Source organism: uncultured Brachyspira sp., assembly GCF_944393015.1.
GTDB lineage: Bacteria > Spirochaetota > Brachyspiria > Brachyspirales > Brachyspiraceae > Brachyspira.
The window spans coordinates 46,211-70,022 of sequence record NZ_CALXYQ010000004.1; the positions used below are offsets into that span (position 1 = coordinate 46,211).

At 26.2% G+C, this 23,812-nt stretch carries 21 protein-coding genes; 12 read left to right on the forward strand and 9 right to left on the reverse strand.

Translation table 11 applies throughout. From position 1 onward, the window contains the following. The first annotated feature begins 121 nt into the window (after positions 1-121). Positions 122-805 (forward strand): HAD family phosphatase, encoded by a 684-nt coding sequence (locus Q0K19_RS02625; protein WP_297245076.1) that lies wholly within the window; start codon positions 122-124, stop codon positions 803-805. 347 nt (positions 806-1,152) lie between these two features. On the opposite strand, the gene Q0K19_RS02630 is transcribed toward Q0K19_RS02625, so the two are convergent. After that, entirely contained in the window at positions 1,153-1,575 is a 423-nt protein-coding gene (locus Q0K19_RS02630) for a hypothetical protein (RefSeq protein WP_297245077.1), read from the reverse strand. Between the two features lie 67 nt (positions 1,576-1,642). On the opposite strand from Q0K19_RS02630, the gene Q0K19_RS02635 reads away from it, so the two are divergent. Beyond that, positions 1,643-2,095: a DIP1984 family protein gene (locus Q0K19_RS02635; protein WP_297245078.1), complete on the forward strand. Its 453-nt coding sequence runs from the start codon at positions 1,643-1,645 to the stop codon at positions 2,093-2,095. A 3-nt stretch (positions 2,096-2,098) separates the two neighbouring features. Here Q0K19_RS02635 and Q0K19_RS02640 read toward each other — a convergent pair whose 3' ends face one another. The 3 genes from Q0K19_RS02640 to Q0K19_RS02650 all read right to left on the reverse strand — a co-directional run bounded on the left by Q0K19_RS02640 (position 2,099) and on the right by Q0K19_RS02650 (position 5,930). Further along, positions 2,099-3,298, reverse strand: coding sequence for a DUF819 family protein (locus tag Q0K19_RS02640; protein WP_297245079.1), 1,200 nt, complete (start codon positions 3,296-3,298; stop codon positions 2,099-2,101). A 114-nt stretch (positions 3,299-3,412) separates the two neighbouring features. Further along, positions 3,413-4,315, reverse strand: coding sequence for a nicotinamidase (locus tag Q0K19_RS02645; RefSeq protein ID WP_297245080.1), 903 nt, complete (start codon positions 4,313-4,315; stop codon positions 3,413-3,415). 31 nt (positions 4,316-4,346) lie between these two features. Further along, the gene (locus Q0K19_RS02650; protein ID WP_297245081.1) at positions 4,347-5,930 is read right to left on the reverse strand and encodes an aryl-sulfate sulfotransferase; all 1,584 of its coding nucleotides are present in this window, start codon (positions 5,928-5,930) and stop codon (positions 4,347-4,349) included. A gap of 190 nt (positions 5,931-6,120) precedes the next feature. Here Q0K19_RS02650 and Q0K19_RS02655 point away from each other — a divergent pair, with 190 nt between their 5' ends. The 8 genes from Q0K19_RS02655 (at position 6,121) to Q0K19_RS02690 (ending at position 15,592) form a co-directional block, all read left to right on the forward strand. Then, positions 6,121-7,359, forward strand: a complete 1,239-nt coding sequence (locus Q0K19_RS02655) for an ABC transporter substrate-binding protein (RefSeq protein ID WP_297245082.1) — start codon at positions 6,121-6,123, stop codon at positions 7,357-7,359. Positions 7,360-8,076: 717 nt separating this feature from the next. Continuing rightward, the gene (locus tag Q0K19_RS02660) at positions 8,077-8,787 is read left to right on the forward strand and encodes an ankyrin repeat domain-containing protein (protein ID WP_297245083.1); all 711 of its coding nucleotides are present in this window, start codon (positions 8,077-8,079) and stop codon (positions 8,785-8,787) included. Positions 8,788-8,921: 134 nt separating this feature from the next. Beyond that, complete coding sequence (locus Q0K19_RS02665; protein ID WP_297245084.1) at positions 8,922-10,640, forward strand: methyltransferase domain-containing protein; 1,719 nt, start codon at positions 8,922-8,924, stop codon at positions 10,638-10,640. A gap of 180 nt (positions 10,641-10,820) precedes the next feature. Continuing rightward, positions 10,821-11,432 carry an OmpA family protein gene (locus tag Q0K19_RS02670; RefSeq protein ID WP_297245085.1) on the forward strand — a complete coding sequence of 204 codons (612 nt, stop codon included), beginning with the start codon at positions 10,821-10,823 and terminating at the stop codon, positions 11,430-11,432. Positions 11,433-11,452: 20 nt separating this feature from the next. Next, positions 11,453-12,106 carry an OmpA family protein gene (locus Q0K19_RS02675; protein ID WP_297245086.1) on the forward strand — a complete coding sequence of 218 codons (654 nt, stop codon included), beginning with the start codon at positions 11,453-11,455 and terminating at the stop codon, positions 12,104-12,106. A 92-nt stretch (positions 12,107-12,198) separates the two neighbouring features. Next, positions 12,199-13,353 carry a HEAT repeat domain-containing protein gene (locus tag Q0K19_RS02680; RefSeq protein WP_297245087.1) on the forward strand — a complete coding sequence of 385 codons (1,155 nt, stop codon included), beginning with the start codon at positions 12,199-12,201 and terminating at the stop codon, positions 13,351-13,353. Between the two features lie 367 nt (positions 13,354-13,720). Then, positions 13,721-14,968, forward strand: a complete 1,248-nt coding sequence (locus Q0K19_RS02685; RefSeq protein WP_297245088.1) for an AAA family ATPase — start codon at positions 13,721-13,723, stop codon at positions 14,966-14,968. 3 nt (positions 14,969-14,971) lie between these two features. After that, the gene (locus Q0K19_RS02690; protein ID WP_297245089.1) at positions 14,972-15,592 is read left to right on the forward strand and encodes a hypothetical protein; all 621 of its coding nucleotides are present in this window, start codon (positions 14,972-14,974) and stop codon (positions 15,590-15,592) included. 20 nt (positions 15,593-15,612) lie between these two features. On the opposite strand, the gene Q0K19_RS02695 is transcribed toward Q0K19_RS02690, so the two are convergent. Together Q0K19_RS02695 and Q0K19_RS02700 are read right to left on the reverse strand one after the other, a co-directional pair. After that, positions 15,613-16,209 (reverse strand): L-threonylcarbamoyladenylate synthase, encoded by a 597-nt coding sequence (locus Q0K19_RS02695; protein ID WP_014486494.1) that lies wholly within the window; start codon positions 16,207-16,209, stop codon positions 15,613-15,615. 16 nt (positions 16,210-16,225) lie between these two features. Continuing rightward, entirely contained in the window at positions 16,226-17,248 is a 1,023-nt protein-coding gene (locus Q0K19_RS02700; protein ID WP_297245090.1) for a diguanylate cyclase, read from the reverse strand. A 508-nt stretch (positions 17,249-17,756) separates the two neighbouring features. Between Q0K19_RS02700 and Q0K19_RS02705 the strand changes: the two genes are divergently transcribed. Continuing rightward, positions 17,757-18,632 (forward strand): DMT family transporter, encoded by an 876-nt coding sequence (locus Q0K19_RS02705; RefSeq protein WP_297245091.1) that lies wholly within the window; start codon positions 17,757-17,759, stop codon positions 18,630-18,632. Positions 18,633-18,702: 70 nt separating this feature from the next. After that, entirely contained in the window at positions 18,703-19,584 is an 882-nt protein-coding gene (locus tag Q0K19_RS02710) for a VIT1/CCC1 transporter family protein (RefSeq protein WP_297245092.1), read from the forward strand. Here Q0K19_RS02710 and Q0K19_RS02715 read toward each other — a convergent pair whose 3' ends face one another. The 3 genes from Q0K19_RS02715 to Q0K19_RS02725 form a co-directional block, all read right to left on the reverse strand. Beyond that, the gene (locus Q0K19_RS02715) at positions 19,585-20,004 is read right to left on the reverse strand and encodes a hypothetical protein (RefSeq protein WP_297245093.1); all 420 of its coding nucleotides are present in this window, start codon (positions 20,002-20,004) and stop codon (positions 19,585-19,587) included. 12 nt (positions 20,005-20,016) lie between these two features. Then, positions 20,017-20,547, reverse strand: a complete 531-nt coding sequence (locus Q0K19_RS02720; RefSeq protein WP_297245094.1) for a hypothetical protein — start codon at positions 20,545-20,547, stop codon at positions 20,017-20,019. Between the two features lie 566 nt (positions 20,548-21,113). Next, entirely contained in the window at positions 21,114-22,703 is a 1,590-nt protein-coding gene (locus Q0K19_RS02725; RefSeq protein WP_297245095.1) for an arginine--tRNA ligase, read from the reverse strand. Positions 22,704-23,812 lie beyond the last annotated feature (1,109 nt).

Here is a 23,812-nt window from a genome sequence, read left to right on the forward strand (position 1 = left end):
AACTTTTTTGGGCACAAAAAAGTTGATAGTTAAAAAATAAATTACTACACAATATTAAAAAAAATCGTATTATATAATTAATCAAATAATTTTATTTTTTAGAATTGAAGGAATATAAAATATGAATAAATTAGATTTGGTAATATTCGATATGGACGGTCTGCTGCTTGATACTGAAACTATAAGTTTGGCTGCTTGGAAAAAATCTTTTAAAAATTATAATGTCAATATAGATGTTAAAAAATTGTTTTTCAGTAAAATATTAGGATCAAATGAAAATGCGATAAAAAATACAATAATGGAAATTTCAAATAATAATGAAAAATTATTTTATGATATAATTAAAAGCCAAGTTGATGAATCTTTTAATATAGTTAGAGAAGATGGCATCAATATAAAAAAGGGAGCCAATGAATTAATAAAGTTTTTAAATGATAATAATATAAAAAAAGCCATAGCTAGTTCAAGCATAAGAAAAAAAGTTGATTTGTATTTAGAGAAAACTAACTTGAAAAAAGAATTTGATTATATAGTTTGCGGAGATGAAGCGGAATTTCCTAAGCCTTATCCTCATTTATATAATAATGCCTGCAGTTATTTTAATGCTGATAAAAATAATGTAATAATATTAGAAGATTCTAAAAACGGACTTTTATCTGCCAAGAATGCCAATATAGAAAAAAGATTTTATGTTCCTGATTTGCTTTTATTAACTGAAGAAGATGAAAAAGAATTAGCGTACAAAAAATTTAATGATTTAATAGAAGTAAAAAACTATATAGAAAATAATTTTAAATATAATTAAATTTATTCTCATTCCCCACCCTTTAAAGTTTGATGCTGTATCATGAAATTTTAATGCTAATTATATTTAAAGCCTAATTAGAAATTATAGCACCCACCCAAGCGTATTTTAAATTTTAAAAATATCACAACGCACGTTTAGCTAAATTAAAAAATATAAATAGATTAATAATACAATATTTATTATGTTTTAAAATCTGCTCACCGTGCGGTAAGTGGATTTTAAATATAATTAGAACTTGGGCGGACGTTAACATTTCAAAATAAATAATAAAATAATGCAGATTAAAATTTGAAAAATGTACTATAAAACATAGAGGGCGGGAAATCTAAAATCGTTTTTTATGCTTATCTTATCTTTGTTAAAGTGCCTTCATCTAAAGTGTTATTATTTGCATAAAAAGAAAGATTCATATAACTATTATTAAAAGATAAAGTAAAGTCATATTTATATCCTGATGAAGTAATAGAAACTTTATATACATTATCAGAAATTGTTATTATGTTCTCTTTGTATGCCGTATTATAAAAATTGATAGTGCCTCCAGTCATTCTTATAGATATGGCACTTCCGCTGCTTACTATTACATTTGCAGTAGCCTGAGATGTGAGATTATTATTTTCTATTATTGTAACAGATCCTTCATAAGTACCATAATATTTTTTATCTATTCCATCATCATCAAGAGATGTAGAGCCTGTATAAAAATTAAGACAACTGCATATAAAAAATGAAGAAAATATTATTATTATTTTTGATAATCTGTTCATATTTTGCCCTTATAGATATATAATACTACAAAATTAATTTATGTCAAAATAATTATAGGAGATATTTATGAAACTAGGAGAAGCATTATTAAAAAAAGATGAATATATAAAAAAAATAGATAATTTAAAGAAAAGAGTTAAAAATAATGTTGCTGTAAAAGAAGATAATGAAAATAATGAAGACCCTAATGATTTGATTAAAGAATATATAGAAACTAATAATGAATTGTCCGACTTGATGATGAAGATAAGCAATAAAGAAAATACTACAAGACTAGAAATAGGTATATCAATATCAGAAGCTATTAATATAAGAGATAAATTAAGCAGAGAAATAGATATTTATAAAAGCATTCTGAAAGAGGTAAACAGTAAAGATTTTAGAACAGCAAAGAATGAAGTAAAAATGAAAGTATTAGTCAATGTAAAAGATATACAAAATGAATTTGACAAATTATCAAAAGCATTTAATGATATTGATGTGATGATACAGTCTGCTAATTGGAATACAGATTTATAATTATTAAAGGGCCAATAATAAATTCCCTATAAATATTCCAAAATATGTTCCTATAACATATCCAAGTGTTCCAACAAATATTACAGGCCCTACAAGATCAATCCACCCTTTTGATATTGCCATAGCTGCTGCTGTAGTAGGTCCTCCTATATTTGCATTAGAAGCTAATATAATCTCTTCTAAATTAAATTTAAAAATTTTTCCAAATACAAAAGATATAAGCATATTTATAAAAACAACTATAGAACAAAATACTAAAAGCAAAGGAGAATTTTTTATTATTTCAGTTAATGATGCTGGAACTCCTATTACGAAAAAAAACAAATAAATTAAAAATGTACCTATCTCCTGTGCCGCTCCAATTTTACTTAATATATTCGGAAATAAAGCAGCACAAATTGTAGATATAGTAGTTATAATTAAATATTTATTTCCTAATAAACCATTAATCATATACAATATAAAATTTGTTTTAGGAATCAATGCTGACAGATAAATAGATAATGAATTGGAAACGGCCACTATAATAAAACCTAATGATATTGATATCGCTATATCTTTTAAAGATATTTCCTTTGGTTTCCAATATTCTGATATAATATTATCAAGTTTCACATTCTCCATTTTATCAATATATGGATGTTTATAATTTCTACGAAAAAATTTTAATGATGGAATTGATATCAGTATAAAAAAATATAAAGCCATCAAAAGATTATCAGCAACAGTTGCAGATGAAACCATTTTTTCTGATACATTAAAAGCATTTGATAAGGCAGCAAAATTTACAGTACCGCCTATATAAGTTCCTGTAATCATGGCCGCTATCCCTTCTAATTCATTTATATGATTTTTGAATATAAAAAATGCTATCAAACTTCCAGCAGTTGTAGCAAAAGACCCTATTAAAAATATAACTAATATTTTTCCGCTTTCCATTAATATTTTTTTTATATCACATTTTATCAGTAATAATGGTATTGCCAAAGGTACAGCATAATCCCATACTATATCATATACAAGAGAAGATCTTGGTATTATATTTAAATTACTAAGAGTCATAGCACATATTAATGCTATAATAACTCCTGAAATGGTTGAAGCCCATTTATGTTTTTGTTCAAGAACTATACTTAAAGTTGCAAATCCAACAACTATTGCCCATAAAGCCCAATAATTATCAGCTGAAATTAAACTATTCATTACTACCCCTACATAAAAATCAGAGCATCATTTTTAATACTTATTAATTGCTGCATTTATATAACTAATGAATTTATATATTGTTAATGATAAAAATTAAAAAATAATTGCTAATTATACTTCTATTATATTAATACTATAATCTTCTTGTAATTGACTATACTTTTTTTCAATTTCTTTGGTATTATATATACTACTACTGCAATTTATCATAACATTAATTTTTTTAGTGATATTTTTATCGCTTGAATATACATCGCAAATTTGACATAATGTATTATAAAGACTAAAATCTTTTGCCTCACCGCAAACATATATATATTTATAATTTTTTAATTCATAAACCCAAGCCATATCAAAAAATCTAGTTTCAGGAGTAATAACTTCAGGTTTTACAGCTCCATACATTTCAGTTAAACGTTCAGTACCTTTTATTATTTTATGTATATTTTTTCCTCTTAATCTTTCATAAAATAAGAGTATATTATTAAGCTGTTTTTCTATAAGCCAACCGTCTGTGCCATGAATACAATGATAAGGCCATATTATAAGATTTCTTGCATTAGCCTTTTCTAACTTTTTTAAATATTGTATCTGCTCTTTTTTATATAATGGTATAATTTCATGATTATATATTTTATCCAATGTAACTTCAGTGAAAGGATCAACATCTTCTCCGCTATGCTTCTTCCACATATATGGATGAAATATAGAATCATAATAATGAGTATCCATAGTTACATAAATTCTCGATATATCCTCTAAATTTGAATATATAAAATTTATTATTCTTTTAATATCTTTTAAAGCACCTTTTACAGGCAAAGAACCTTTTTTAGGATCTATAAAATCTCTTTGTGTATCTACTATTAACAATGCTATATTATTATCATTATTTTTAAAACTAAATTTTTTTGAATAAATATCAGCAAGATGAAATATATCACTCTGATTGATAGGATTAACTTCCTTTCCTATATATTTTTCATTAACAATTTTTTCGTATACATCACTCATACCGCTAATACTCCTGCAATATAAAAATCGTTTAATTTATAAAAGAACTATCCTCACTATATTTATAGTCATCGGAATAATATAAAGGCATTTTATCTATTCTATAAATACCCCAAGTCTTTACTCCGAACTTCAAATGATAAAAAACTTCTTTTGTTTCTTTATCAACTTCCATTATCTGAGCATTATTGCCAAAATCAAGAAGCATATTTCCATTACTTAAAAAATCTATGTCTGATATATAATGAGAATATAATTTATCTTCTGTTTTATATTCATAGATTTTTTCAGCTTTCCAAGAACCATGAGAACCAGTGATTTTATATTCTACATATCTTGAGCCATTTGGATTTGTATCTTCATCGCCTTGATTATCAAACATACCTATTATATTAGTTGATATCAAAAATAAAGCATGCTGACTTTTAGGGCCGTCAGTATTTCCATCACCTAATACTTTATAAGGATCGAATGATTTTAAATCTTTTAAATATCTGCCGTAAGGATTGTATGATTCCATAGTATCTAATGTATCATCAGCCATATACCAAATAACCTCCCATTCACTGTAATCAACTGCCATAACTGCTAAACTTCTTACAGATAAATAAAGTATATCATTAGACTCATCATAAACTAAAGAATTACAATGTGCCCAATCCATAGGAAAATCTTTTTTTCTTCCTATACTGTAATATTTATTATCTTCATCGAATATTAATTTTTTTAAATACTCTTTTTCTGCCTCATCGCCATTTTTATTAACTATCTTTTTTATCAAATCGCCGACATATAAATCTCTTATCAAATTTCCGCTACTATCAACTTCGCAAATTCTATCTTCAACACCCCATTCAGAATTAGCAAGCATTATATAATTACTGTCAGATTTTTTTCTTATAACATCATGATGAACGCCTATATTCAATTTAGTAACATCAAGTTTTGCATTTCCAAGTAAATCGCTAACCCCCATAGTATCATATATAACAATATCATTATCTTCATTTATTACTTTTGCTATTTCATTAGTAAGATAGAAGTTAGAATAATTCACATAACGCAAATTACCTTTTCTGCTTACACCCATTAAAAAAAGTCCTTTCCAGCTTCTATTTATAACAGGACTTGCAAAATATAATTCTGCATTATTATCTTTTAAATTAGTAATAGAAGCCTCATCATTAATATTGAAAAAATATACATTTTCTTCAGGCTTTAAATCTCTTATTACTCTGTTTGTAGCTGGAATATAAAGTCCGTCTATAGAAAGTTTATCAACTATTATATTAGTAGATATTTTGTTTGTACCATTAATAATATGAACTGTGTTTGTATTTTCTGAATAAAGCCCATGTATTGCAAAATTAGAGCCGTAATTTTTAGGATAAGTAAAAAGTATATCTTCATCGCCTAGTCTTCCTTCTGTTATTACAGTAACAGGATAATTATTATTAGTTTCTATCTTGTATAACAATGATAAAGGAGTTTGTCCATTAGGATTTAATATAAACTTCCCTACCTTATCATCAGGAAGCGGGATTTCCTTTTTAGAACATGAAAAACATAAAAATAATATCATCATTAAAATTATAAATGCTGCAAATCTTTTCATTTTTAAATACCCTAATTATCATAATTAATGTAAACTTTTTTTATATTCTAAATAATAAAATAAGTTTTTGCAATAAAAAATATATAAAAAATATAAATATAATTGAAAATATTAGTTTTTTATATAAAATACAGTCCTTATTTTTTAGAAGTTAATTTTTTAATAATAGTTCAAAGGAGAAAAAATTAAAATGAAAAAATTAAAATTTCACGATTTTATTTTTCACATAATTTTTATTATGTGCTTTTTTTTAACATTATCTAATAATATTCTTTTTGGAGAGAAATTAGATAAAAACAAATTAGATTTAAATTATTATGAAAAATTTAAAGGTCAAAACAAAATATTAAATATATGCAACTGGGGTGAATATATAGCTGACGGTTCTGATGATTCTATGGATATAGTAAAAGAATTTGAAGAACTTACAGGAATTAAAGTAAATTATACCACTTTCAATTCTAATGAAGAGCTTTATATAAAATTAAAATTAGGAAACACTGATTATGATATCATATTTCCTACAGACTATATGGTTATAAGATTGATTAGAGAAGGATTAGTGCAGAAAATGAATATAGATTTACTCCCTGCAAGAACTAATATAGATCCCTTCTTTCTATCATTAGCTTATGATAAAAACGGAGAATACACTATTCCTTATACTTGGGGAATGAGCGGTATAATATACAATACAAAAAAAGTTGATGTTAAACCGGAAGATGTAAGCTGGTCTTTATTATTCGATGAAAAATATAAAGATAAAATATTAATGGCTTATGGTCTTAGAGATTCCTTTGCCGCAGCTAAAGGATATTTAGGATACAATGTAAACAGTACAAATGAAACCGAAATAAGAAACGCTTATGAGGCTTTGAAAAAACAAAAACCTATTGTACAAGGTTATGTTATGGATGAGATATTCGATAAAATGGAATCAGAATCCGCTTATTTAGGAATTACTTATGGAGGAGATGCTTTAAGAACTATAGCAAATAATACCAATCTTAATTTTGCAATTCCTAAAGAGGGAGGAAATGCTTTTGTTGAATGCATAGCCATACCCGCAAATGCTAAAAATATAGAAGAAGCTCATATGTTTCTTAATTTCTTATGCGAGCCTCAAGTTGCTTTGGAAAATGCCAATTATATAGAATATGCCTCTCCTAATATGACAGCTGTTAGTATGATGCCGGACGAAGTAAAAAATGATAGGAGAATATATCCGGATAAAGAAGCTATGGAAAATATGATTCATTATGCAGCCAATCCGGATGGAAAAGATAGTTTACTTATGGAAAGCCTTTGGAAAGAAATGCTTACCACTGAAACTGCAAAATCAAATAACAGTATTATTATAATATCTGTTATCGCTTTAATATTGATTGCTGTTATAGTTATTAAAAAGACTAGAAAAAAATCTTATTAATTTAATTTTATTTTTAACTTCTGAAAAATATAAATAAAAAAATAATTGAGGTAAAGTATGATAATATACTTTGCCTCATAGTATATACCTAAACAAATATATTTTGTCAATTTTTACTTTTTTGTAAATGTAATTTTTGTTTATTAACAGTATAAAACATTATTAAGTTTTGTTTGAAATATAAGGTAAAACCAAGATTTGTGTCAAAAATGCAGTCCTTTTGCTTCTTTGGGTCACCAAAAGAAGTAGGGGTTCGGGGACTAGTCCCCGAAAATAATAACAATATAAAAACTAATTTTGACAAACTTAAAAATTTTTAGTATATACTGAAAATTTTTAAGTTTGTCAATTTTTTTAGTCAACTTTTTCCCGCCGCAAAAAGTTGCAAAAAGTGCAAGTATAAAATTATTACTAAATAATACTAAAATTGTCTTACATGTAAAATAATTTATTACATTTAAGTTCAAATATAGCCTTTCGCGAAGCGTATCCGAGCTTGTCGAGGATATAGCTTCTTTGTAGCAATACCACAGGCACTTCCTTCGGTCGCAAAAGAAGTAGGGTATGGCACGACTGTGTGCTTCGCAGCAAAGCCCCAAATATAAAAACAAAAATATAACTTTGCTTTTGACAAAATATAATTGTTTAGGTATATATTAACAATTAAAGATTTAATTAAATATTTAAACTTCATAATAAATAAAGGTTTTTAATAATATGAAAGAATTTTTTGATGCTGCTAAAAGCGGAGATTTAAACAAATTAAAAGAATGCTTAAATAAAAATATCAATATAAACATATTAGATGATGAAGGATTTACTGCCTTAATGCTTGCATCTATATTTAATAGACTTAATATTGCTGAAGAATTAATAAAAAATAATGCTGATATTAATTTGCAGACTGATGAAAATTGGACTGCTTTGATATTTGCTTCATTTTACGGGCATAGTGAAATTGCTGAAATTCTGCTTAAAAACAATGCTGACTTAAATATAAAAAATAAACAAGGTTTCGATGCATTTCTTACTGCAGTATTTTATAAAAGGATTGATATTGTTAAACTATTATTAAAATACAATGCTGATGTTAATACAAAAAATAATGAGGGCTTTACTCCGCTCATTTATGCCTGCAATCATGATAATACCGATATATTAAAACTTCTTATAAATCATAATGCAGATATTAACAGCAAAACTAATGATGGTGTTAATGGACTTATGTATGCATGCTTAATGCTTAAAGAAGATATAGTAAAAGAGCTTCTTGAAAATAATATTAATATTGATGAAGTTGATAATAATGGTGATAATGCATATATTTATTTGAAAAGCAATGAAAATAATGAAAGCGATAATGAAGACAATGAAGATTTAAAAACTATGAACAGAATAAATGATATGATGAATAATTATAGAAAATAGAGTAAATAAAAATGCTGTTTTCTTATTTAATCTTATCTCTCACCCACCCGCCCATAAATATTAATTTGTAATAATATTTCTTTTGCTATATAATATTAAGAATCATAAATAAATTTTAAATAGTTGTGCGACTTATGCAGGATATATGTATAATAACAGATATAGGAACAATATACGGGTTCGGACATATTACCCGTATGAAGTTCATATCAAATAAATTAAAAGAATATTATAATTTTACATTTTCTTCTATTAATGATAACAGCGGTATATTTAAAGATAATACTATAAATACATGCAGATATAATGAAATAGTAAACTTAAATCCTTATCTAATAATAGTAGACAGCAGAGAAGTAGATTCAAAATATATTAAAGAATTAAAAAAAATAAGCAATGTTATAATAATAGACAGCGTAGGAAATGAAAGAGCATTCGCCGATATAGTTATAGAAATGCTTCCTAATATAGATAATTCCAAAGAGGTAAATATAAAGCCTTTCATAGCTACTATATTAAATTCTAATGTTAAACCAAAATATGATGCTGATGCCCCTATTCTTCTTTATTTAGGATTTAATAATGAATTAAAAAACAAGGCTATAGAAATAATAAGCAAAATAAAAGATAAAAATTTTGTATTGATAGATACAGAAAGGGAAAGCGAATATAGTAATATAAGATATAAGAATTTCGGAACTGATATATTTGAAAATCCATACAGTGCAGTTATAACCTATTTCGGACTTACAGCTTTTGAATGCATAGAATCTTCAATACCTGTAATTTTGCTTTCTCCTACAAAATATCATGATGATTTGGCAAGAAGTCAGGAAGAGCTTTTCTTTAATTTGGGATTCTTTCAAAATATAGATATTGATACTGCAATAAATAAATTAAAAGAATTTCTATTTAATGATGATATGCAAAATAAATACAAAGAAAAAGGTAAATTAATCAATACAGATAAATCTTTGGAGCGTATAAAAACTATAATAGACAATATAAAAGATTTCAAAAATATAGAATGTCCATTTTGCAAAAGCAGAAATATAGAAATGAAAAATAGAAATTTGGAATCCAATTTATATAAATGTCAAAAATGTAATACACTATTTAGAAAATATTTTCTTCCTCCATTTACAGATTATTCTTCTAAGTATTTCGTTGAAGATTATAAAAATCAGTACGGAAAAACCTATGAGGAGGACAGTGCCAATTTAACCGCTTTGGCTAAAAGAAGATTAGAAAAAATAAAGAAAATAAAACCCAATGGAAAAGTACTTGATATAGGAAGTGCAATGGGTTTCTTTCTTAAAGAAGCAAGAGAATATGGATATGAAACAGAGGGCATAGAGATAAGTGAATATGCCTCAAGCTACTGTATAAACACTCTTAATCTTAATGTACATAACTGCTCTTTACTAGATTTTAAATATAAAGAAAAAGAATATGATATAATAACTGCCTGGTATGTTGTAGAGCATATATACAATTTTGAAAGTATTTTAGAACGCATAATTTATTCGCTTAAAGATGATGGAATATTGGCCTTTGCCACTCCTAATGGTAATGGTTTGAGCGGAAGATTCAATAAAAACTATTTTTCTATAGTGCCTTCAGATCATGCATTTGAAGCTAATCCTAAATCTTTGGATATACTTATGTCTAAATATTCGCTTAAATGCATAAATTTAGAAAATCAAAGTGTTTATTATAATAGATTCTGCGATATATTCGGCTTTAATTTCATTATAAAAAATAACTTTCTATCAGGAATATATAGCTCTTTTGCCAAAAGTAAGAATTTAGGCGATACATTTGAATGCATATATCAAAAGTCATTAAAATAAAATACTGACGTAAAAATGTTTTAAATGTAGCTTAAATTTTGTATATTCAATGATTAATTATCAATATATGAAAATAACTATAGTTTTTACAATTTTACAAATATAGTATTATTTTTGTTATAGATGTATATTATGTTAATTGTTTTAATATAATAATATGATATTTAAGGAAATATAATTATGAAAAAAATATTTTTACTTATGTCAGTAGTTATTCTAGCAGCTGCATGTAAAAGTGCCCCTGTTGCTACTGGTCCAGAAGATAATAGCGGATTCAAAACAACTGAAGCAAATAATCAAAATGCTAAAGGGCTTAACCTTCCTGACGGAGCTAGTGTAAGAGAAACTCCAAGAGGAAAAGTATTGGTATTACATGACCCTAAATCTAAAGCTGATGTTGGTAAGCCTGGTTCAACTTATGAGGTAAAATTCGGATTTGATAATACTATAGAAATAGGAACTTATAAAGATGCTTATAACTTAGTTTATCAAATAATAAATAATAATTCGGGTATTAGAATAATATCAGAAGGACATTCAAGTAAAGAAGGTCCTGCTCCTTATAACTATAAACTATCTCAAAGAAGATCTGATAAAAGCTACAACTATATAATAAAATTAGGTGTAGAAAACAGCAGATTATTAAAGAATGCTTTCGGAGAGGCTTTGCCTGAATACCCTACTCTAAAAGAAAATAGAAGAAGCGAATTTATAATAATAATGACTGAAGATGATTTGAAAAAGTATAACGATTTTGCTAAAACTGTCGACATTAATAAAGAAACAAATTAATGCCGAGGTTTTAGTAAATAATGAAAAAAGTTTTATTGATTTTTAGTTTATTGATCTTTGTCATAGCATGTAAAAGTACGCCTACAAATACAACACCTGAAGATGTAGTAATAGCAGATGACCCTCAAGCGGTAGAACAAGAAAAGCCTAAGCCTGAAGAAGTAGTAGCTGATACTAATACGCCATCAGATACACAAACATTGGCTTCTGGTTCTGAAGAGCTTTATCTTCCTATAGATACTTCTATAAGAGATACTGAAAGAGGAAGAATATTGGAAACTACTCCAAAGGTAATATTCAAATTTGTGGAAACTAATATGCCTGCAACAGCTGAAATGTCTTTCAATCAGGTTATAGAGTTTTTAGAGAAGAATCCTAATGTGAATATAGTTTTGGAAGCTCATACTAGCAACAGAGGAAAGGCTTATCCTTATAATTATAATCTTTCTGTTGTAAGAGCTAAAAACGGTAAGGCATACTTGTTGGCTAAAGGAGTACCTTCTGAAAGAGTTATAGAAAGCCCTCTTGGTGAAGCTCTTCCTGAATATCCTACTCAAAATGAACTTAGAAGATATGAGTTTGTTATAATAGCCAATGATCAAGACTTAGTAAAATATAACACTTACATTTCTAATTTGGATGTAAGAAGCGAAAGTACATATCAGGAAAATTGATTGTATTATAAAATAGCAAAAAAACAAACCTCCTTTATTATTTATATTTTAAGGGAGGTTTTATTATAAACTTTAAGGAAATTTTTTATTTTATGAGAAATATTATTGTTTGCACTTTATTATTAACTATTCTTATTAATTTTAAAGCTTTTTCAGAAAGTCCTACTAATGAAGCTCCTACAGCTCCTACTGTTTCAACAAATACTTCAACCACTGAATCATCCGGACTTATCAATGCTGAATATGAAAAGGCTTTTAAATTTGGAACTCCTACTCAAAAAATAGCAACTATTGCTAAAATAAAAAGAACTAAAAATGAAGCTGATATTGCAATGCTTGCCAGTCATTATCCTGAAGAAAAAAATAACAGAGTAAAAAGCGAGATTATAAATTTCTTCAAACAAAATAAGAATGACAATGCAAAATCTATAATAGAATATGCCATTAAAGATGAAAATGATAGTGTAAGAAAAGATGCTTATTATCTATGTTCTATTTATCCGGATATTCAATATGAAGTTCCTATAATGGCAGAAATTACAAATGCTTCAGGACTTGTATTAGACAGTATGGTAAATGCTTTGGGGGCTATAAAATCAGAGATGGCTGCAGATTATTTATTAGAGATATATACAAATAATACTGTAGGATCAAGTACTAAAGTTGAGATATTAAGATATTTCAGCATAACCAAAAACACTAAAGGTGAAAAGATTTGTCAGAATGCGGCTCAAAATGCTGGAGAACCTGCTTTAGTTAGATATATGGGTGTTGTGGCATTGGGTGCTTATCCTAGTGCTGAAAACTATGATATACTTCAAAAACTACTTGCTGAAGATTTACCGGAAATTACAGCAAGGGTTATTTATGTACTCCCTGAATACAGTGCTTATGGAGATGTTAAAAAGGATGTAATAGAGGCTGCTAAAAATGACAGTGATTCTGTGCGTATTTATGCTATTAAGGCTTTATCAAATTATAAATCTGAACCTGAAATAGAAGAGCTTCTAATTTACAGGCTTAAAAATGATAATTCAGAAGCGATCACTATGGAGATACTTAATTTATATAAAGAATCAGCACCTACAGGAAATATGTATGAAGCTATAAAAACATTAGCAACTTCATCTGCCAGCGATAAAATAAAGAATCTTGCAAAATCTGTTATAGGAGAAGAAGGATCATCTTCCACTCCTACTATAGAAGAATCGCTAACAGGTGTAAAAAACGATTCTGCTGCTAATTAAAAGTTATATATATTTTTATTAGGCTTGCTGTTATAATATAATGGTAAGCCTTTTTTATTTTAAAAATTCATTCTGCCCGCCCACCCTCCCCTAACTTCATTTAAAATATTTATACTATACCCCGCACGCAGAACAAAATTTATAATATAATTTAATTCACAATTATGATTTAAATTAATAATATAAATGCATTCACCGTGCGGAAATTAAAACAAAAAATTTAATGCTGACTATTTAGCTTAATAGAAATATTAATAAGGATTATAAAAGATTGATAATTAAAAAATGCTAGACTTAATTTATATATATGCTAAAATTTATTATAAGAAAATATTTTTTTAATATAAAAATTAAAGCGAGAAAATAAATGCTTGTAAGTTTCAGTGCAAAGAACTATAAATCATTTTATGATGAAGTTACTCTTGATATGCGTATAGAAGTAAATGAAAGCAACAGGGAAGAAATTGAAAATAACCCATTTGTATATAAAATAAATGATGATTATATATCAAAACTATGCATACTATATGGACATAACGGAAGTGGTAAGTCTAATCTGCTTGATGCAATTAAATATTTATTTGATATAAATTCTTATGAAGATGATGATATTAATCAGCATTATAAAAAATTATTTATAAAAAATATGGTTTATGGAGAAAATGAAGATATAAAATTTTCTCTTGAATTTTATTATAATAATAATTTATATCATTATGAAATAGCTTATAACACTGATATAAAATATGAATTACTAAAAGAAAATAATAATATAATTTTTGAAAGAGAAGAAAATTCTATTATTAATGGTATAAATCTTTTAAAAAACAAAGAAGGCATACCAAATAATATTACAGTTATTACATATCTAAATAGTGTAAATAGTTATAAATCAATAATAGGAAATTACAGAATGGCATTTATAACTAATTTCATATTTCCATTACTAAATGCAAATGAAAATTATACTGATAGTTTATTTTTTCAACTTGATAGAGTTTATTATGCTTTAGATAAATCAAACTCTTGGAATATATATAAAAAATTAATTTCTCTTGCTGATGTTGGAATAGATAATATAAAAGTAATTGAAAATAGAAATTATAGAGAAACTACTAATCTTGTAGAAAATCTAATTAATAGAACTAGTAAAAAAAAGCTTATTTCAGTTCATAGTAATTATGAAGATGAATTTAGAAAAATAGAATCTTATGGAACAAAAAATTATGCTAATAATCTATTTGATACATTAGGATGTGTAAAGAGCGGTAAATTATCAATAATTGATGAATTTCAAGGTGTGCAGTCTGAACTTTTAGAGCTTGTTATTAGTTTGTTCCAAAAAAATATGTTTGAAGATTTAGATAATCCTAAAGCACAATTAATATTATCTACTCATGATACTAATTTGATGTGCCTTAAAAATACACTATTAAATCATTATTGGTTTCTAAATAAAGAAGACAATAAAAGCGAATTATATTGTGCTGCTGATTTTGAAGATTTAAAAAGAGAAGATTTAGAAAAAGAGTATAAAAGAAACAGCCTAAAAGCTAAATACAATTCTCGATTATTTGAAATTCCTTCAAAATTTTTTATTAATGATGAGGAATAATAAATGAGAAAAAGAAGATTATTAAATAATGAAAAATATTATTTATACTGCTTTTCACCCGGAAAAACTGAATTTGAATATTTTAGAAAATATATAAATGAAAAACTTAATAATAAAGTTAAATACAGAGGAGAAGCTTTAACTCATCAATTAAGTGCAAATATAAAAAATGATGAACAAAAAAATAAAGAGATAAATAGAATAGTAGATTTTATAACAAATAGAACTTCCACTATGAATGAATATGGTTTAGGAAAAATAATTGTATTTATAACTGACTGTGATAATGCCAAACTGCAACATTTGGAAGATTTAAGAAAAAAATTTAATAAGAATTTAAAATCAGTACAAAATATTAATTCTAATATATTTATACTTAATTATCATGCATTAGAAGATTGGCTTGAATATTATTACAATAGTACAACAGATAAGGAAGTAATCAAAGATGATATATTTAAACATTGGGACAAAGTATTTCAAAACAATCATGATAATGCTGTAAATAAATATTTAAAAGAACATAATCAAAAAGAACCTTCACCAATAAATGATTATTCAAATATACAATCAAAAAACTATTCAGACTTTCCTTATGCTTTCAAATATTTAGAGGAACTTTAATTAATCAGAATATTTAAAAATCATATATCCAAATGAACAGAGCCCTGACGAAGTACTTTATTTTCTAAGCAGTCATAAAGTGTGGAAGGCATTTTATTTTCTAAGACTCCGGCATTAACTATTAAATCAGCTTTGTCTTTGTAAAGCTCTGCTAATTCATTGCCGTCAAGTATAACTCCATAACCGCTTGGATTGGCTGAAGGAGCTACCAAAGGATTAGTGCCTTTTAATATAAGCTGCATATATTTATCATTCGGTATTCTTAAGGCTACAGTGTCTTTTAAATATGTGAATCTATTTTTTAACTCTTCTAAAAGAGGAACAATGAAAGTTAATTCTCCCGGTATATTCTTTTTTATTATATCAGGAACTTCTTTATTAGAAAATTTTTTTACGCTTTCTAAATCTTTTGATAATATTAAAAGAGGCTTATTCTTCTCTCTATCTTTTATAGTATATATTCTATTTATAGCATCAGTATTGAAAGCATCTGCAAGCATTCCATAAACCGTATCTGTTGGGGATACAACTATTCCGCCACCATTAATAACTTTTATAACTTCATTGGCTGCATACTCTATACTTTCAGAATTATTTTTATCGAGATTGATTATCATATAATGCCTTTAAATATTATTTCTTTATCAAAGTAGGATGTACAAATAAACTAGCAAATCCGCGTCTTTTAGCATTATGGAGAGCTAATAATACGGGTGCTATTTCTTTCTCCATGCCTTCTATATGATAATTCTTTTTATATGCTGTATATGATATGCCGGCTGATATTGTATACTTAATTATAATACCATTATATTCAAGCTCATTCTTATCAACAAAGCTTCTTATCTCTTCAAGCTTTTTATCATATAATCTTATATTCATTCTATTGAAAGCAACCATAAACTCATTATTATCAAATCTAGCTAAAATGTCTTCCCTTCTAGTTGTCCTTCTAAGAACTTCTGTGAATTTAAGCATTATTTCTTCGGCTGCAATTATTCCATACTCGCTTATGATACTATCAAGCCCATCTATAGAAAAACATGCAAGCACTATAGTTTCTTCATGCCTTACTGTTTCATAAAGAAGCCTTGAAAACTGTTCATAAAACTCTTTTTTATTCCAAAGACCTGTTTCCAAATCTACATTCAATATATCATCATATTTTTTCTGTGCATCTTTATACGACTGATAATTTCTATTAGAAACTTCTGTCATATCAGCTAAAGAATTCTGTAAATAATCTGCCTGTTTAATTAGCTTCTGATGTTCCACATATAATTTTCTATACTTTAAACAGCTATTAACCCTTACAATGAGCTCCATCTCATCAAAAGGTATAAATATAAGCCCATCAATTCCTAAATTTATAGCTTCCTCTATAAATTCCATTTTTCTATAAGGAGTACTTAAAAGAATTACAGGTGTTCCTTTAGTTGATTCCTGATTTTTGAAAGTATCAAGAAGCTGTAAACCTTGAGAGTCCCCAATATCCGCATCCAAAAGTATCAAATCTAATGTACTTTCATTGGAAATATTAACTGCTTGGGCTCTGGATTTAGTTGCTATAGGATTATAATGTCTTTCTCTTAATAGATCGACAAACCTGTCTAAAAGGTCTGCTCTATGCTCTACTACTAAAATATTTTCATTCATAATTAATTACGTCTTCAAAGTATATAATTCTTATATTAGAGTATCGTAAATTTACAAAATTTATTAAATAAAAAATAGAGTCATATTAATAATATAAATTAGAGTTATTAAAAGAATAAATACTGTTACTTTATATAGTCTGTACAAATTTCAAATTAATAAAACGCACGGTAAGCAGACTTTATATTATTAACCATACTATTATTTTTTTAATTTTCACATAATCAAAAATATAACTATGCGTGCGGTAAGTTAATAAAAAAATAAATAAATCTTGGGCGGGTGCTATAAATTCTAATTAAGTAATAAAAAAAATTAAAAACTAAAATTGCAAAATAATTAGAAAATATAAAGGGCGGGGAAATGTAATTAAATTTTAAAACCTTATTTAATTATTTAACTACCCTACCCTTTTATATTTTTATTTAGCTTTGAAAGATAAAATCTTATAAAACTGCTAATATATAATCATTGATTTTTAGACTATTTTAATATAATATTAAATGCTATGATTAACGATTCAAATAATAATATAAAATTAGGTTCTTTATTTATAATATTTTCTGCCCTTTCATTTAGTATAATGGAAATAGCGGTAAAAATTTCAGGCTCTAATATACCAGTAATGGAACAGGTTTTTGCCCGTAACTTTATAACATTATTTATAAGTGCCTTTGTTATGATTAGAGATAAAGAAAGACCTTTTCCAAATAAAAGCAATATTTTATCAATAGTATGCAGAAGTGTTTCAGGATATTTAGGTATTATATGCTATTTTTATGCAACTAATAATATGGTGCTTGCCGATGCTTCGGTGCTTCAAAAAACCTCCCCTTTCTGGTCTAGTTTTTTTGCTTTTATTTTGATCAAAGAAAAAGTTTTAAAAATGCAATGGCTTGGAATGATAATTGCTGCAATAGGCTCTATATTTATAATAAAGCCGACTATGAATTCAAATGTTTTTCCAGCTATTATCGCTTTATCTGCTGCTATGTTCGCAGGTATTTCCTATGCTATAATAGGCTCTCTAAAAGGAAAAGAAAGCAACTCATTAATAATATTTTATTTTTCTTTGTTTTCATGTATATTCTCATTATTCTTCGTGAAGAGTTTTGTAATTCCTAATTTATTTGAAGTGTTATTACTTTTGCTTATAGGAATATTCGCAGGATTCGGACAATTCTTTTTAACTATAGCATATAAAAAAGCTCCTGTTTCTGCTGTAAGTATATATAATTATACTGGTGTAATATTCTCATATATTTTCAGCGTATTTTTATTCAAAGAAAGAGTGGATATTTATTCTATAATAGGAATGGCACTTACAATATTTGCTGCATTATTAGTTTACTTTTATAAAAATAAGATTTATATTAAAAATTAATTTATTACTATATACTATATTTTTATTTTATAATATAATATAATAATAAAATATTTTATTGGAAATGAAAATGGATAATAATATTTCTAAAAACACTATGAAGCTTTTATTAGAGATGCAGCAAAATGAGGTTACTGAGCATGCTGTTTATTTGAATCTTATTAAGTTCGTAAAAAAAGAAGATGATAGAAAAGTATTAGAAAACATTGCAAAAGAAGAATATGCTCATTCAAAAATACTAGAAAAATACACCAATAAAAAATTAAAGCCTCAAAGATTAAAAGTATTAAAATATTTTATATTGAGTTTTATATTAGGATATACATTTGTAATAAAGATAATGGAAGGAGGGGAGAAGAACGCCGAGAATATATACTCAAAAATAGTTTCCGAAGTTCCTGATGCTAAAAAGATAGCTTTTGATGAAGATGAGCATGAAAACAAACTCATATCAATACTAGATGAAGACAGGCTGAAATATGCAGGTTCTATGGTTTTGGGTTTAAGCGATGCCCTAGTAGAAATAAGCGGTACATTAGCAGGTTTAAGTTTTGCTTTACAAAATAATAAATTAGTTGCATTATCAGGAATCATAACAGGAATATCAGCTACATTATCTATGGCTTCTTCTGAGTATTTATCTGCTAAAGCTGAAGGTGATAAAAATGCTTTTAAATCATGTTCATACACAGGGATAATGTATTTAATAACTGTAACACTTTTAATATTGCCTTATCTTATTTTTCCAAGCAATCATTATTTATACGCTTTAATTACCATGCTTTGTATAGTTGTATTTATAATATTTTTCTTCACTTATTATATATCTGTTGCTAAGAGTTTACCTTTCAAAAAAAGATTTATTGAGATGGCTGGAATTAGTTTAACAGTTGCAGGAATAAGTTTTTTAATAGGGCTTTTAGTTAAGCAGTTTTTAGGTATAGATATTTAATCAGCTTACTATACTTTCTAGTTCATCTATAATATTTGATATTATATCATTGTATTCTTTGAACCAGCCGCTATTGGTGAGAGTATCCCAAGTGCTGAATTTTAAATCTTTAGTATCTCCTGTACTATTATTTAAAAGTTTAGTATTAGAAAAGTTAACGATAAATTTATCATATTCTAAATGAAAGTTTATATCAAAACATAATGAATTGTTATTTATTACATTATTAGACACAAAGAATAAATAAACAAGTCCATTATCATAGCTGCTGAATTTATTATTTCCAGCTTCATTCTTTACCCATTTAAGAATCTCTTTTCTTAAATCATTACCTTTTAATTTGGTAGATACAAATATTTTCTGTTCGGCTACAGCTATTGTATAAATACTTAAGAAAAATATTAATATTATCTTTTTCATTTAAAGTTTATATTATAACTCTCTTATTGTAGATAAAATATTATTAATCTGTTTAAATTGTTTTTTATTATCATTTTTTATTAAAGCAACCATAACTTGATGATAATAATTCTCTGTTTCCAATGTATATAAAAGATAATGAACTAATGTATTTTCATAATATGAATCAAATTCTGTTATATACATTTCTTTATTATTAACTTTTATTTTATTAGAAGATATAATATTTTCTCCGTTTATACCATGTAAAATATTTGTATTATATTCTTCCAAGCTTATATTATTTAAATCCTCTTTAGATTTAGAGAACATTATAAAACATACACCATTTTTATTATTTATAGCTTCTAAATTAGAATTTTCATTAAGCTCATTTTTTACTTTAGATAATTTCCATTCATTATTAAATATCAAAGCAAACTTTCCGTCATAGCTTTTGATAAAAAATTCACCTTTACTGTTTCTTCTTTTTAATACTATTAAAGCTGCTGATACTGTGATTATTGTACTGCTTAAAATGATTAGAGGAAGTTTTTTACCCATCGCGATCACCCCTATATTTTATTCCTAATAATAGGCTATAATATTTTAGTTAAAAAATCAAGGAATTGTATAAAATTATTTACTTTTATTTATTAAAAAATATTATAATTAACGCACGGTATAAAGACTATAATATCTAGTTTTATTTTCATTATAAATAAATTAATAATAATATCAGCATTAATCGTGCGGTATATAAACAATAATTTTAAATAAAGCTTGGGTGGGTGTTATAATAACAGAAAAAGTTTTAAAAGAAAAACAGTATAAAAATAACTTAAAAAATTTAAAAATTAAAAGGGTGGGGGAGTGAGAATAAAGTTTTAAAACTTAATTACATTTGCCCGCCCTTTATATTTATAGTTTTATTATTAATATTAACTTTAATTTCTTTTAATAATATAATTAGAATTTATTAGCTGCCCACCCAGGTATTTTTTATATTTAAAGCGAATATACCCGCACGTAGAATAAAATTTAGAATATAGATTTATTTAGAGTTACAATTTAGACTATAAATAATAGTTTTACTAACCGTGCGTTAAGAAAATAATTTTTAATTAAAATTATTCTTCAGACCACATTCTCTCTACTTTGGATATTCCTATTATGTCGAAGCATAGCCCAAGTATTTTTTTAACCGCTTTAATAAGAGTAAGTCTTTCCTGCCTTATCTCTGCATTTTCTTCTAGTACAATATTATCATAATAGAATCTATGCAATGCACCGGCTATTTCATAAGTATAATTAATTAGAGTATAAACTTCTAAAGATTTGGCAGCCTCATATATTTCATCAGGGAATCTCAATATCATTTTAGCAAGTTTTAAAGAACTTTCATTAGCGATTTTTGAAATATCAAAAGCCTTATTATCATCATAAGACATATTTTTTTCTTCAAGCTTAAAGAATATATTACAAATTCTAGCATAAGCATATTGAACATAATAAACAGGATTATCATTGTCTTTCTTCTTAGCAAGCTCTAAATCAAAATCTAATGAACTAGAATATGAACGCATAAGTAGGAAGTATCTTGTAGGATCAACTCCTATCTCATCAATAACATCTTCAAGACTAATCATATCCCCAGTTCTTTTACTCATCCTTACAAGTTCATTTCCCCTGTAAAGACGAACTAATTGACCAAGTATAACCTTCAAAGAAGCTGTATCTTTACTGACAGCCCTAACAGCAGCAGTGATTCTAGGCACATAACCATGATGATCAGCACCTAATATATCTATTAAATAATGATATCCTCTGTCGATTTTATTTTTATGATATGTAATGTCTGGAGCGAAGTAGGTATATGTACCATTGCTTTTTTTAACAACTCTGTCTTTATCATCGCCGTATTTAGTGCTTTTAAACCAAACAGCATTATCCTCTTCAAATAAAAGTCCTTCCTTGTCAAGAAAGTCCATAGTCTTTTCTAACTCTCCGCCCTCACGTATCTTTAATTCGGAAGCATAATTGTCCATATGAGTACCGAATCTCTCTAATAGTTTTTTCTGACTCTCTAGTATAATATCTTTAGGTACTCCGTCTTGTTTGGCAACATCTTTTATATATTCGCCATGATAACCATCTTCAGGAATCTCTCTGCCTTCTTTAACTGCTTTAACACTTTCATTTAATTTAGTTATCTGTTCCCCAGCATCATTAACATAAAACTCCTGATAAACTTCATGTCCTGCATATTTAAGTATATTAGATAATGCACTTCCAATAGCAGCCCATCTTCCATGCCCTATATGAAGCGGTCCTGTAGGATTCGCACTAACATATTCTACTAATATTTTCTTTTTATCTTCAACTGTATTTTTTCCATAATCATCATTGCTTATAAGATCATTTATACATTCATTTATATAATTGTATGATAATGTTAAATTGATGAATCCGGGTTTTGCAACTTCTATCTTGTCAAAATATTTTTTATCTATTTTCTCTGTTATAGAGTTTGCTATTTCAAGCGGGTTTTTCTTTAAAACTTTAGCAAGCCTCATAGCAACAGGACAAGCATAATCGCCAAACTTATCATCTACTGCATATCCTATTTCTATATAAGATTCTATATCTTTTACATCAGTATCTTTTAAATATTCTTTTAAAGCTTCTTTTAGGATATTTGAAATAATTTTTTTAAGCATATGCTCTCCGTAAAAATTAAAAATATTTTTTAGATATAAAGTATATCAAAGATTATAACTTCTGCAAGTACAATTTCAAAGGTATTTACAAATTATTTTGATCACCATTATTAACGGCATAAACATTATGTTTTAAAGCATTGTTTTTAAAATAATTCTATATGATAAAAATTATAACTTATAAATAATATAAAACTATATACTTGTACAATAATAAGTAATCAGCCGCATATATAGTTGGCTATCCATAATGATTTGCAATATCGTACGGAAAGACTATATTTGAACTTAAATGTAATAAATTATTTTACTTGTAAGACAATTTTAGTATTATTTAGTACTAATTTTATACTTGCACTTTTTGCAACTTTTTGCGGCGGGAAAAAGTTGACTAAAAAAATGACAAACTTAAAAATTTTTAGTATATACCTAAACAATTATAGTTTGTCAAAAAATAAAGTCATATTTTGTTTTTAATATCTGGGGCTTTGCCCCACACCCCACTTCTTTTGTTGCCACAAAGAAGCAAAAAGGCTACATATAGGATTTCATTTAATAGGTTATCTTACCATATAAGACAATTTTAGTATGATTTAATACTAATTTTATACTTGCACTTTTTGCAACTTTTTGCGGTGGGAAAAAGTTGACTAAAAAAATGACAAACTTAAAAATTTTTAGTATAAACTAAATTGATCTATAGTATAAGCATATATATTTAATAGTCTTTTGGAAAAATTTTACTATCATACAGAAGAGTAGGGAAGTTAAAATAAAATTAGTTGATAAGATGTTAATAAATGATGAAAAAATATTAACATTGCAAACAAATTTATATTTTATGAAAAATTTGAATTTCAAAGTAAAATTTATTATTTTTGAATATTTCTATATTCGTTAATATCAACATAGTTATCAACATCATATTTATACCATTTTTTTAATTTCTTCTTATATGCAAAAAGTTATCAACATATCAACAGCTTAATAATAATAAAAAATTTATTTAAAAATTTAAATATATAATATTATTATATAATACAAATTAGAATATACTTCAAAATTTGAATTTTAATATATAAAATATAATGAATTCAATTATTTTAGTA

What these genes read in the sequence shown, in the direction of transcription:
- Q0K19_RS02695 (WP_014486494.1), bottom strand. Translation starts at nt 16,209, where the DNA reads ATGATAATCAATCTCGATAAAAATAATTCTGAAAGTATAGAGTATGCA.
- Q0K19_RS02705 (WP_297245091.1), top strand. Translation starts at nt 17,757, where the DNA reads ATGATTAACGATTCAAATAATAATATAAAATTAGGTTCTTTATTTATA.
- Q0K19_RS02675 (WP_297245086.1), top strand. Translation starts at nt 11,453, where the DNA reads ATGAAAAAAGTTTTATTGATTTTTAGTTTATTGATCTTTGTCATAGCA.
- Q0K19_RS02645 (WP_297245080.1), bottom strand. Translation starts at nt 4,315, where the DNA reads ATGAGTGATGTATACGAAAAAATTGTTAATGAAAAATATATAGGAAAG.
- Q0K19_RS02625 (WP_297245076.1), top strand. Translation starts at nt 122, where the DNA reads ATGAATAAATTAGATTTGGTAATATTCGATATGGACGGTCTGCTGCTT.
- Q0K19_RS02665 (WP_297245084.1), top strand. Translation starts at nt 8,922, where the DNA reads ATGCAGGATATATGTATAATAACAGATATAGGAACAATATACGGGTTC.
- Q0K19_RS02635 (WP_297245078.1), top strand. Translation starts at nt 1,643, where the DNA reads ATGAAACTAGGAGAAGCATTATTAAAAAAAGATGAATATATAAAAAAA.
- Q0K19_RS02680 (WP_297245087.1), top strand. Translation starts at nt 12,199, where the DNA reads ATGAGAAATATTATTGTTTGCACTTTATTATTAACTATTCTTATTAAT.
- Q0K19_RS02650 (WP_297245081.1), bottom strand. Translation starts at nt 5,930, where the DNA reads ATGAAAAGATTTGCAGCATTTATAATTTTAATGATGATATTATTTTTA.
- Q0K19_RS02640 (WP_297245079.1), bottom strand. Translation starts at nt 3,298, where the DNA reads ATGAATAGTTTAATTTCAGCTGATAATTATTGGGCTTTATGGGCAATA.
- Q0K19_RS02630 (WP_297245077.1), bottom strand. Translation starts at nt 1,575, where the DNA reads ATGAACAGATTATCAAAAATAATAATAATATTTTCTTCATTTTTTATA.
- Q0K19_RS02685 (WP_297245088.1), top strand. Translation starts at nt 13,721, where the DNA reads ATGCTTGTAAGTTTCAGTGCAAAGAACTATAAATCATTTTATGATGAA.
- Q0K19_RS02660 (WP_297245083.1), top strand. Translation starts at nt 8,077, where the DNA reads ATGAAAGAATTTTTTGATGCTGCTAAAAGCGGAGATTTAAACAAATTA.
- Q0K19_RS02670 (WP_297245085.1), top strand. Translation starts at nt 10,821, where the DNA reads ATGAAAAAAATATTTTTACTTATGTCAGTAGTTATTCTAGCAGCTGCA.
- Q0K19_RS02700 (WP_297245090.1), bottom strand. Translation starts at nt 17,248, where the DNA reads ATGAATGAAAATATTTTAGTAGTAGAGCATAGAGCAGACCTTTTAGAC.
- Q0K19_RS02725 (WP_297245095.1), bottom strand. Translation starts at nt 22,703, where the DNA reads ATGCTTAAAAAAATTATTTCAAATATCCTAAAAGAAGCTTTAAAAGAA.
- Q0K19_RS02655 (WP_297245082.1), top strand. Translation starts at nt 6,121, where the DNA reads ATGAAAAAATTAAAATTTCACGATTTTATTTTTCACATAATTTTTATT.
- Q0K19_RS02690 (WP_297245089.1), top strand. Translation starts at nt 14,972, where the DNA reads ATGAGAAAAAGAAGATTATTAAATAATGAAAAATATTATTTATACTGC.
- Q0K19_RS02720 (WP_297245094.1), bottom strand. Translation starts at nt 20,547, where the DNA reads ATGGGTAAAAAACTTCCTCTAATCATTTTAAGCAGTACAATAATCACA.
- Q0K19_RS02710 (WP_297245092.1), top strand. Translation starts at nt 18,703, where the DNA reads ATGGATAATAATATTTCTAAAAACACTATGAAGCTTTTATTAGAGATG.
- Q0K19_RS02715 (WP_297245093.1), bottom strand. Translation starts at nt 20,004, where the DNA reads ATGAAAAAGATAATATTAATATTTTTCTTAAGTATTTATACAATAGCT.